At 47.9% G+C, this 11,093-nt stretch carries 9 protein-coding genes; 8 read left to right on the plus strand and 1 reads right to left on the minus strand.

What is annotated here, in order from left to right; genetic code table 11:
* Positions 1-64 precede the first annotated feature (64 nt).
* Positions 65-859: an SDR family oxidoreductase UcpA gene (ucpA, locus tag FD09_RS01620; protein WP_057817591.1), complete on the minus strand. Its 795-nt coding sequence runs from the start codon at positions 857-859 to the stop codon at positions 65-67.
* 167 nt (positions 860-1,026) lie between these two features.
* Between ucpA and FD09_RS01625 the strand changes: the two genes are divergently transcribed.
* The 8 genes from FD09_RS01625 (at position 1,027) to FD09_RS01655 (ending at position 10,880) form a co-directional block, all read left to right on the plus strand.
* The gene (locus FD09_RS01625; protein WP_057817594.1) at positions 1,027-1,836 is read left to right on the plus strand and encodes a helix-turn-helix transcriptional regulator; all 810 of its coding nucleotides are present in this window, start codon (positions 1,027-1,029) and stop codon (positions 1,834-1,836) included.
* A 101-nt stretch (positions 1,837-1,937) separates the two neighbouring features.
* Entirely contained in the window at positions 1,938-3,260 is a 1,323-nt protein-coding gene (locus tag FD09_RS01630) for a carbohydrate ABC transporter substrate-binding protein (protein ID WP_057817596.1), read from the plus strand.
* A 76-nt stretch (positions 3,261-3,336) separates the two neighbouring features.
* On the plus strand, positions 3,337-4,236 hold the full coding sequence (locus FD09_RS01635) for a carbohydrate ABC transporter permease (protein WP_057817598.1): 900 nt from the start codon (positions 3,337-3,339) through the stop codon (positions 4,234-4,236).
* A gap of 12 nt (positions 4,237-4,248) precedes the next feature.
* Positions 4,249-5,127, plus strand: coding sequence for a carbohydrate ABC transporter permease (locus tag FD09_RS01640; RefSeq protein WP_057817600.1), 879 nt, complete (start codon positions 4,249-4,251; stop codon positions 5,125-5,127).
* A 22-nt stretch (positions 5,128-5,149) separates the two neighbouring features.
* Entirely contained in the window at positions 5,150-7,315 is a 2,166-nt protein-coding gene (gene gnpA / locus FD09_RS01645; RefSeq protein WP_057817869.1) for a 1,3-beta-galactosyl-N-acetylhexosamine phosphorylase, read from the plus strand.
* 1 nt (position 7,316) lies between these two features.
* Entirely contained in the window at positions 7,317-7,484 is a 168-nt protein-coding gene (locus FD09_RS16535; protein WP_164480539.1) for a DUF6903 family protein, read from the plus strand.
* A gap of 235 nt (positions 7,485-7,719) precedes the next feature.
* A complete protein-coding gene (locus FD09_RS01650; protein ID WP_057817602.1) occupies positions 7,720-8,505 on the plus strand; it encodes a hypothetical protein in 786 nt (261 codons plus the stop codon).
* On the plus strand, positions 8,490-10,880 hold the full coding sequence (locus tag FD09_RS01655; protein WP_162261463.1) for an immunoglobulin-like domain-containing protein: 2,391 nt from the start codon (positions 8,490-8,492) through the stop codon (positions 10,878-10,880). The genes FD09_RS01650 and FD09_RS01655 overlap by 16 nt, the downstream gene beginning before the upstream one ends.
* Positions 10,881-11,093 lie beyond the last annotated feature (213 nt).

Genomic DNA, 11,093 nt, shown 5'->3' on the forward strand with positions numbered 1-11,093 from the left:
AAGGGTGATTACTCCCTTGCTCATAGTATAACATTAGTGCTCAAATAAGTGTTAGCGATTTGTTTTAACCGCCGACCGAGACTGTCTCTGGCAGAGTGCTCCCACCATCGATAACCACAGGTGTACCAGTGATATAAGATGATTCGTCGCTGACTAAGAAAGCGGCCAAATTACCCACTTCTTCAATCGTACCCAACCGTTTGCCCAATGGCACAGCCTCTTGAATACCAGTCGTCGTGGCACCGGGATCATTCGGGGATGATTGCTTTGCAATGTCATCAGCCATTGGTGTTTGGATGTAACCAGGCAAGATGGCGTTCACGGTAATACCGTATTCAGCGACTTCTCGGGCACATGCTTTCGTGAAGCCCATGATGGCCGCTTTTGTTGTCGCGTAGGCACATTCGCCGGGATCGGCGACCATGACACCAGTGACGCTGGATAAATTACAGATACGACCGGCTTTTTTCTCGATCATTGTGGGTAGCACGGCTTTGGTCACATTCCACACACCATTGATATTAATGGCAAATTGGCGGTCGCGGTCCGCATCACTAGTGGACAACAGCGAGCCTAATTTGATGATCCCTGCGTTGTTCACTAAGCAATCAATTGTGTCAAAATGTTCCAGAACTTTGGCCACACCGGCCTGCACACTGGCGGTATCAGCCACATCCATGTGTACACCGAAGGCATCCAAACCTTGGCTGTTTAATTCTGTGACAGTGGTCGTCAGTTCCGGGGCGATATCCGCCAGTGCAACCTTTGCACCCTTCCGCGCTAGGACTTGCGCGATGCCTTTACCATTTCCCATTGCGGCACCAGTGATTAAAGCCACTTTACCTGTTAGTAATCCCATTATTTAGCCCTCCTAAAGCTGTGATTTTCTACACATTCAGCATACCATAGACCGTGTTCCTGGAAGTGGAAATAGTGAGCAATAATCGTGCGACTGGACTTCAAATTAAACAAGCGCTTACAATAGGAATTGGTGGCAACGTGGAAAAATGAAGAGAGGGAGAGACCTTGGATCGAGAATATATTCTTATGTATGCACGACAATCACGCTACGGCATCGACAACTGGCACAGCACGATGCACTCGCACTACTTCACAGAAGTTCTATTAGCAACGGATGGGGCAGGTGAACTGCAGTTAACCGATCGTACAATTCCGTTGCGCAAAGGGGCCGGTGTGATCATCAACCCCTATGTGTTACACACCGAGTATTCTTCACATCAACAGCCATTGGAGTACATGGTATTTGGTGTTGATCGAATTCGTTTAGCGGACCTTGGGAGGGGACCAGTCGAAGTCGCGCAGTATCGCGATGACCATGGGGAGTTGCAACCATTGCTAAAGTCCATGGTGCATGAATACGCTGAGCGCCGGACAGATTCTGCGATTGTGTTGAATTTAATGGTGACTGCAGTGATGACTATGATTACGCGGGATCGCTGGCAGATGTTACCAGCCAATTCAGCACAAATTCCCCGTGAAGCACAATTGTTAAAGGACTATTTAGACAATCACTTTAAGGAACACATGACTTTGGATGACTTGAGCGTCACGCTCCATATTGATAAATTCCATTTGATTCGAATTTTTAAAGAGTCATTTGGGGATACGCCAATGAATTATGTGGGTACGCGGCGGTTAGCGGAGGCAATGAATTTATTGCGTACGACTGATTACAGCATTGGCCAAATTGCCCAAATTACCGGGTTTGATTCCCAATCCTACTTTAGTCAGATTTTCAAAGGTAAAATCGGTGTCGCGCCAGCCACGTATCGGCAATTGGCCCATCGATCGGCCCACGCCTTGCAAGAAACCTAAACTCTTAGCCAATATCCATAAAATCAAGCGCTTCCAAGCCGTGGTACACTATGGGTGTTGAAAAGGTTTTCATTTTGTTCATTCCTGAGGAGGGAAACGTAATGAAGAAACGTTGGTTATTAGCGGCCGTGGTCATGGCCGCCAGCACTGCATTGTTAGCTGCCTGTGGGAGCAATAGTGGCAGCGGTGCAAATAGCAGCAGTAGTAGTTCTAAGACACTGAACGTCGCCGCTTTGGAAGGTGGTTACGGTTCAGCCGCATGGAAGGCTGTCGTCAAAGACTTCGGGGCAGCTAATCCAGGCGTCAAAGTGAAATTAACAATCGACAAGAAGTTGGAATCTGTCGTATCGCCTAAGATGAAAGCGGGCGACTATCCGGATGTTGTCCATTTGGCCACTGGCCGTCCAGATGCCTTGACTGAAACGATGATCAAGAGCAAGGGCATGGAAGACTTAAGTGACGTCAAAGACATGACGATTCCGGGCGAGAAGAAGAAAGTTTCTGATGTCCTGATGCCGGGCTTTGATGGCACTTTAGCCACAGAGCCTTACGCAGATGGCAAGACTTACATGATGCCCATGTTCTATGCCCCGACTGGCTTCTTCTACAATGCGACATTGTTGAAGGATAACGGTTGGGCAGTACCGAAGACCATGGATGAGTTGATGGCTTTGGGCAAGAAGGCTGAAGCAAAGGGCATTGCATTGTTCACTTATCCGACCACTGGTTATTTGGATAGTATGACCTATTCTCTGTTGGCTGATATTGGCGGTAAGAAGTACTTTAACGACGCCATGGGCTACAACCATGATGCATGGGCCGGCAAAGAAGGCACACAATACTTCAACTTGGTGGGCAACTTGGTTAAGCAATCTGCGAAGACCACAGTCGCCAACGCCAACAACGAAAACTTCCGGAAGAACCAACAACTGATTTTGGACAACAAAGCAGTCTTCATGCCTAACGGGACTTGGGTCACTAGCGAAATGAAGGATGCACCCCGAGCGAAGGGCTTCAAGTGGGGCTTCATGGCTGTTCCTGGGGTGAAGGCAGACGATCAATATGCTTACACTTACTTTGAACAGATCTGGGTACCAAAGAAAGCCAAGAACAAAGCATTGGCCAAGAAGTTCATCGCCTTTATGTATTCTGACAAAGCCACTAAAGACTTCTTAAAGGGCGGCGCAGTACAACCCGTTAAGGATGTGACCAAGCAATTGGATGCCGAACAAAAGACGTTCTACAGCGTTTATGACAATGGCGCCAAGGTATTGGTTGGTTCCTTCCAGAATGCGAAAGCAGTGGAAGGCGTCAACATGACCGACACACTGTTTGGTGAAATTACTTCTGTCACTAACGGCACGAAGTCAATTAGTCAATGGCAGCAGGATGTTGTTAAAGCAGCCGATCAATTAAGAGAATAATCGGCGCAGTAATTCAAACCGGTCGGCGGTTACTTTGCGCCGGCCGGTTTTTCTGAACTGAAAGGATGCGATCCATATGAATGGACACGCCAAGCGTACCCGCAGCGTCTTCATTACTCTCGCCCTCGCACCGGCGATCATCCTGATGACCATCTTCATGCTGTATCCGGTGTTGTCGGTGTTTCAAATGTCCCTCTTCCGGTGGGGCGGCTATAGTGCGGATAAGGAGTTTATCGGTTTCGCCAACTTTGTGACGCTGTCCAAGGATATGAACTTTATCCGGTCCATGCAAAACACAATCTTGTTAATTGTATTAGTCACGGTCGTCACGTTGGCGTTTGCGCTGGTCTTTGCAGCGATTTTGACCCGGGTGAAATTCCTCGGGGTGGGGTTGTTCCGAGTGATCTTCTATATTCCTAACATTCTCTCCATCGTGGTGATCTCGGCAATCTTTTCCGCAATTTACGATCCGAGTCAGGGGTTGCTGAATAGTGTGCTGCGGATTTTCCATGCCAGTTCCTGGCAAGGGGTGCAATGGCTGGGTAACGAGAAGCTGGTTATTTTCTCCGTTGCCTTTGCTCTAATCTGGCAAGCCATTGGTTACTACATGGTGATGTATATGTCAGCCATGGCCAGTATTCCTGAAGACTTGTACGAAAGTGCATCGTTGGATGGGGCCAGTGTCTTGCGCCAGTTCTTCACGATCACGATTCCGTTGACTTGGAACACGATTCGGACCACGTTAACCTTCTTCGTCATTTCTACCATTAACTTGAGTTTCCTGTTGGTGACTGCGATGACCGGTGGCGGACCGAATGGTTCCACGGAAGTCTTCCTCAGTTATATGTACAAACAGGCCAATACCAATAGTGCGTATGGCTATGGGATGGCCATCGGGGTGGTTGTCTTCGTCTTCTCGTTTGCCTTGTCCGCAATTTTGCAGGCCATTACCAAACGCGATGTCTATGAATTCTAAGGGGTGAAAATAATGACGGACACAAAATCCAAAGGCACCAAACTATATAAGCTTTTTGTCTATTTCGTCTTGATCGCCCTCGCCATCGTCATTGTGGTGCCTATCGCCTGGGTGTTCCTGGCCAGTGTGAAGGGTAATGCAGAATTCTATGGCAATCCGTGGTCCTGGCCCAAGAGCTTCCATTGGGAAAACTTCACGTCAGCCTGGACGACCGCCGGTATGGGCCGCTATCTGGGAAACTCCGTGTTTGTCACGGCGTTATCCCTGGTATTGCTGATTATCATTGCACTGCCGGCATCCTACGTCCTCGCGCGGTTCCGCTTTTTCGGACAAAAATTTTGGAACGGATTCTTCATGTTAGGGCTGTTTATCAATGCCAACTACATCGTCGTGCCAATCTTCCTGATGTTGCTGGACGGTGATACCAAGCTGCAGCAGCTTATCGGTCATCCGTTCTTCATGAATAATCTGTGGGTGTTGTCGCTGGTTTATGCCTCAACGGCCCTGCCGTTCACGATTTACCTCCTTTCTAACTATTTCCGCACCTTACCGGCTAGTTTTGAAGAGGCTGCCTATATTGATGGGGCCGGTTATTTCACCACCTTCATGAAAGTGATGGCGCCCATGGCCCGGCCGTCGATCATCACCGTGATTCTTTTCAACTTCCTGTCCTTCTGGAACGAATACATCATGGCGTTAACGTTGATTCCTGGTGATAACAAGACGTTGCCAGTGGGTTTGCTGAATCTATCCGCGGCGCAAAAGTCGGCCCAAAATTACGGCCAACTCTACGCTGGTTTGGTCATTGTCATGTTACCGACGCTGATCCTCTACATTATGGTGCAAAAACAACTCACCAAAGGCATGACCGTCGGTGGTGTCAAAGGTTAATAGAAAGGAAAAGTGAATGGTGATGGCAAAGACCACAGGGCGTTTGACGATTCCCAGTGATGAGAATTTCTTACATGAAACAGAACAACTAATTGAAAAATGGGGGGCCGATGCAATTCGAGACTCTGACGGGACCAAACTCGACACGGCCCTGAAGCAACTCTCCATTAAGCTGTACAGCACGTATTTTGTTGCCCGGGGTTACAACGATTTTGCTGAAAAACATCCCGAAACTGTGCAGGAGCTGTACTTGATGTCTGATCGGGTGACGGCGACGAGTGATCAACTCACAATTGACTTCATGGCCCATTACTTCGACCAACAAATTCAGCCCAATTATCACGACGATCCGGCCGAGTATTGGGAAGTGATTGATCGGACCACAGGAGAAGTGGTGCCCAGCCAGCAATGGCGGGTGGACACGAAGAATCATACAGTGACCATGACGCATGTCGTGCCTTATCATGAATACACGGTCAGCTTCTTGGCCAATATGATTTGGGATCCCACGGAAATGTACAATCATTTGACCAATAATTGGGGCGATCGTGCGCACCAGATCCCGTTCGATGTGCGCTTCCCGGATGCCGAGCAATTTATGCAAAAGACACTGAAAGATTGGCTCGCGGCTAACCCAGAAATCGACGTGGTGCGCTTCACGACTTTCTTCTATCACTTCACGCTGGTTTTTGATGACCAGGCACGCGAAAAGTTCGTGGACTGGTTGGGCTTTGGCGGTACAGTGTCTGTTCCAGCATTGAAGGCATTTGAAAAAGTGAAAGGCTACAAACTGCGGCCTGAAGATTTCGTTGATCAAGGCTTCTATAATTCCAGTTACCGGGTACCTTCCAAGCACTATCGGGATTACATTGATTTCGTCTCTGCCTTTGTCGCGGATCAAGCCAAGATTTTGGTGGATATGGTCCACGATGCTGGCAAGGAAGCGATGATGTTCCTCGGCGATAATTGGATCGGCACAGAACCTTACGGGCCCAACTTCGGCAAGATTGGGTTGGATGCTGTCGTGGGTTCTGTGGGCAATGCGACCACCCTGCGGCTAATCAGTGATATTCCCCACGTGAAATACACCGAAGGCCGGTTTCTGCCGTATTTCTTCCCGGATGTGTTCCATGAAGGCGGTGATCCAGTGGCCGAGGCCAAGCAGAATTGGCTGACCGCTCGGCGCGCCATCATGCGCAAGCCGGTGGACCGGATCGGCTACGGCGGCTATCTAAAATTAGCTGCGCAGTTCCCGGACTTTGTCGATTATGTGACCCATGTGGCCGATGAATTCCGGGATATCTATAGCCGTATTCACGATACCCATCCTTACGCCGGCCTCACAGTGGGCGTCCTCAATGCGTGGGGCCAGCAACGCGCGTGGCAGCCGTTCATCGTGGCCCATGGCAAGTGGTATAAGCAAGCCTATTCTTATGAAGGGGTCATGGAATCCTTGGCCGGACAGGCTGTTAACGTCCAGTTCTTGAATTTCGACGATATTAAGACCCATGGCGTACCAGAAAACATTGATGTATTGGTCAATGTCGGTGCAGCCGGCACCGCATTTTCTGGCGGCGACTACTGGAAAGATCCGGATGTATTGGCGGCGATTCGGGCATGGGTGGCGGCTGGTCACGGTTTTGTCGGGATTGGCTCACCCAGTGCGATTCCCGGCACATACGAAGGCCGGACCTTCCAGTTGGCCGATGTCTTGGGCGTCGATCAAGAAGCGGGCTTCTCTTTGTCCACGGACAAGTATCCCGCCCGTGATGTATCGACGCATTTCATCACCGAAAACCGGGAAGATCCGCTGGATTACGGCGAAAGCACCCATGACGTCTATCCGTTCCCGGATACGACGGTAATTGATCAAGGACACCATGAGACTTATCTGACGACCCACGATTATGGCGACGGACGCGGCGTTTACCTGGCTGGGTTGCCTTATTCACCGCAGAACTCGAACTTGCTGCTCCGAGCAATGTTCTTCGCGGCGAGCAAGGAAGATCAATTCAATCAGTGGTATGCGACGAATCCGGATACGGAAGTCGCGGCATATCCGTCGGCGGGTTACTATGCGGTCTTGAACAATACGGACCAGCCGCAGAAGACGACGGTTTACACGACGGCGGGACACCAGACGGATGTGAACTTAGCCCCCGGTGAGATTCGATGGGAGACGATCTGAGATGAATAGTAAGATTAAAATCATTGTCAGCAGTGTGCTCTTTGTTCTCTTCCTGGTACTGGTTGTCGTGGGCCAGCGGCATATTGGTTATGCCGGGTTGGGGACGATGATGGTTGGTTTGGCTGGATTGTTGGGACTGTTGTGGATGTATAATAAGCAATATCAATAACTATTTATATAAACACTCGATATTTTCGCTCCTAAAAATACCGGGTGTTTTTTTGCGGCAAATATCCAATATTTTGATACTTTTTGCCAATTTTCCTAAAAGAAAAGCGTTTACAACTGGTATATGATATCAGTGTAAGACCGTATATACGGAGCACAGTGATTGAGGGTGATGCTGATAAAAGCAGCAATATTGCATTGTCGGTACAAATCAATTAGCAAAGAGGGGAAGAAACATGCGAATCAAGTCAAAGTGGTTGAAAGGCTTCACCGGCGCCCTACTTGGGGGAGCTGCAGTGTGTTTGGCGTTGGGATTCATTCAGCCGCAAAATGTTCACGCAGATAATACGAATTATTATGTGGACTCTGTATCTGGCAAAGATACCAATAGTGGTACCAGTCCAGACCAAGCCTGGCAAACTTTAACGAAGACGAGCGAGCAAACTTTTGGACCGGGGGACAAGGTACTCTTGAAGGTTGGGTCCGTGTTTGATGACCAAGCACTGAGTTTGAAGGGATCAGGATCGAAAGAAGCCCCAATTCAATTGGACGCTTATTTTTCAGCGACCAACATCGGGACCACTGCCCTTCAACAAGAAAATAAACCCAAAATTAATACTAATGGTAAAGCCACGTCTGGTGTTGCGTTAGTCAATCAGTCTCATTGGCGAATTAACAATCTGGAAGTGACGAATACAGGACTTGATCAGACGGCTGACAAAGACAATGGCACAAAACGAGCCGGTATTAGTGTCATGGGTCAGAATATTGATACCGTTGAAGATGTTCATGTCGACTCAGCCTACGTACATGACGTAAACGGGGATAAGTTCATTAAGGATGTTGATAATGGCGGCATCATTTTCTGGATTAACGATGATGATGATCACTCCACCCGATTTATCGATGCATCAATCACGAATTCCCATGTGCCAATGTATACCGGACTGGCATCAGCATTGGTGCCAGTACACATGATGGTCTTTTCTATGACATGGGTGGTAAAGTGTCACAAGAATTAATGGATAAGTATTACCATCGTGATGTTGTCATCAGCCACAACTTGGTTGAAAATGTCGGCGGTGATGGTATTGTACCAATGTTTTCTTATAAACCGTTGATTGAATACAATGTTTCTCGCGGTGCATGTCAGACTGGTAAAGAATATGGTGAGGCCGCGGGATGGTACTCAGCAGCAATCTGGCCGTGGCGTTGCTATGGTGCACTATTCCAATATAACGAGGCATCAGATACTGTCGCTGAATTGAACGGTGACGGGATGGCGTTCGACTGTGATTATGGCGAAAATACTGTTTACCAGTACAACTATAGCCATGACAATGGTGGTGGATTTGTTCTGTTCGTTAAGAGCGAAGGCTTAGGCTCCGTGTTCCGCTACAACGTCTCTGTCAATGATCGGCGAGAAATCATTTTGGCCTCTAACACATTGCCAGCTCATTTTTACAATAACACTGTAATTAATGACCAACCCATTCAGATCATTAATCGGGTAAACTCCTCTGATATCACTCTAACTAACAATGTATTTGCTTATACTAACCCTGTTGATCCGATGAAAGTTTTTTCAACTCTAAATGACGATCAGAAATACAACAATAACTTGTATATCGGATTAGCCGGCGTCGATGAAGCGACAATGAAGGGCCTTGATTCTGGCGCTAAGGTAGACACTATGGACAATGCGTTTGTTAATCCAGGTTTCGAGGGTGACGGTTTTGAGGGCCTGAAGGGCTATCAACTGAAGTCCAGTTCTCAAGGTGTCAACGCTGGCCAGTTGATTAAATATGTGACAGGAGAAAACGGCCCTGCTGATCCAGTCAGCGGTAATTATTTCTCCCCAACATTGACTGCGACCGACTTTTTTGGTAATCCAGTATCTACGACAGAAAACCCAGATATGGGCGCCATTAATGCAGCATTGGCCCAGACCATGCAACCAGTTGTTAATGTTAAGGATGATACAGATCCAAACAGATCAGTCATTACAGTCAATACCGCGAGTGGTGCGAAAGTGACCCTTTGGAGCGGAAAGGTTGATCAAGAAGTGACTGCTGATGACGATGGTGTGGCGACTTTCTTCGTAGATAAACAAGCCGAAAAGCAAGGCTTCAATATTTACGCGACTGCACCTGGCAAATCGGTATCAGAAGGAGTGACTGTCTTTGTTCCGGCGAAACCGACGTCTCCTACAACTGATAAGCCAGGCGTTTCGGTCAAGGACGATACCAATAAAGACAAATCAGTTATCACTGTAACAACTGAAAAGGGTGCAACAGTCACTTTGAAAGATGGTGACAATGTTGTGAAGACAGCCACTGCTGATGAAAACGGTGTGGCAACATTTACGATTGATAAACAGGCACAAAGTCACGATTACACTGTTACCGCTAAAGCTGGTGACAAAGAAATTTCAGATGCTGTTAAGGTTACCGTACCCGCAAAGGCGACTACTCCGCCTGTGACACCGCCAGTCACCTATCCATCACCGGAATTAACCTTTGATGATGGCTTCGTGAAGGACGCGACAGTTACTCAGGGTAAATCGTTTGATCCCAATGCAGGCATTCATGCTTGGCAGGATGGCAACCATCAAACAGCGATTCCGGCTGGTGATTGGAAAGTTGACGGTAAAGTGGATACGAGCAAGACAGGCACCTATACGTTGACTTACACGATTACTAATGCCTTTGGCAAGACCACAACATTAACTCGTACGATTAAGGTTGTCGCTGATGATTCAGTGAAGTACACAGACATCAACGATGTTGTGTTTGTTCAAACCACCAAGGCCAGCCAATATAGTTATGATGACAAGACCGGTCAATTTACCAGCAATGGTCAACTAAAAGGCCTGACAGTAGCCACTGCTTGGAAGACTGCGCGTAAAGCCGTGACAGCTGATGGCACAGTGTACTATCAAGTGGGCGCCAATGGTTGGCTGCGTGCTGATGACGTGACATTCTCTCAATTAGCGAAAGCCAATGGCATTGTGGACGTCATTAATCCCAAGGGTGCAAAAGCGACTGATGATCCCATGGCTTCCGCGAAGACAATTCAGACATTGCCGGTAAATACTGGTTGGAAATACTCAGCCGTGGCAACAAATGCGGACGGTACGCGGGCTTATCTGGTGGCAGATCGGCAATGGGTTCAGGCAAAAGATGTCGTTGAACGTACTTCTGCCAAAGCTAAGTTTGTAATCGGCAAGACAACTGCACCTACTTTCACCAGTGACGGTAATGTGGTGAAGAATCGGACATTGAAACCCGGCACTGCTTGGAAGGTAACCGGCATTAAGTATACTAACGGTCACGTTTACTATCGAGTAGCGACTGACCTGTATGTGCGTGCTGACTACGGCAACTTTACTGCATAGCCAAACTCGACTAATTTGAACCGGTCGTAAAGAGTCCCACCATTCTTCTTCCTCCTAAGAAATGGTGGGATTTTTTAATGCAATTAAAAGCGGTATATACCAATAAGCATCAATCTAAATATGCAATAAAACAACAATTGCTGCCAATTATTCTAATTGATAAGCGCTTACATTACAGTATCATGGGGATTGTAGGGACAGGTTGGTAGGATT

It is taken from the genome of Schleiferilactobacillus perolens DSM 12744, assembly GCF_001435585.1.
Taxonomy (GTDB): domain Bacteria; phylum Bacillota; class Bacilli; order Lactobacillales; family Lactobacillaceae; genus Schleiferilactobacillus; species Schleiferilactobacillus perolens.

Excerpts from the sequence above, each read along its gene's own strand:
- FD09_RS16535 (WP_164480539.1), top strand. The coding sequence starts at position 7,317 with ATGAATAGTAAGATTAAAATCATTGTCAGCAGTGTGCTCTTTGTTCTC.
- FD09_RS01640 (WP_057817600.1), top strand. The coding sequence starts at position 4,249 with ATGACGGACACAAAATCCAAAGGCACCAAACTATATAAGCTTTTTGTC.
- FD09_RS01630 (WP_057817596.1), top strand. The coding sequence starts at position 1,938 with ATGAAGAAACGTTGGTTATTAGCGGCCGTGGTCATGGCCGCCAGCACT.
- FD09_RS01650 (WP_057817602.1), top strand. The coding sequence starts at position 7,720 with ATGCGAATCAAGTCAAAGTGGTTGAAAGGCTTCACCGGCGCCCTACTT.
- gnpA (WP_057817869.1), top strand. The coding sequence starts at position 5,150 with ATGGCAAAGACCACAGGGCGTTTGACGATTCCCAGTGATGAGAATTTC.
- FD09_RS01635 (WP_057817598.1), top strand. The coding sequence starts at position 3,337 with ATGAATGGACACGCCAAGCGTACCCGCAGCGTCTTCATTACTCTCGCC.
- ucpA (WP_057817591.1), bottom strand. The coding sequence starts at position 859 with ATGGGATTACTAACAGGTAAAGTGGCTTTAATCACTGGTGCCGCAATG.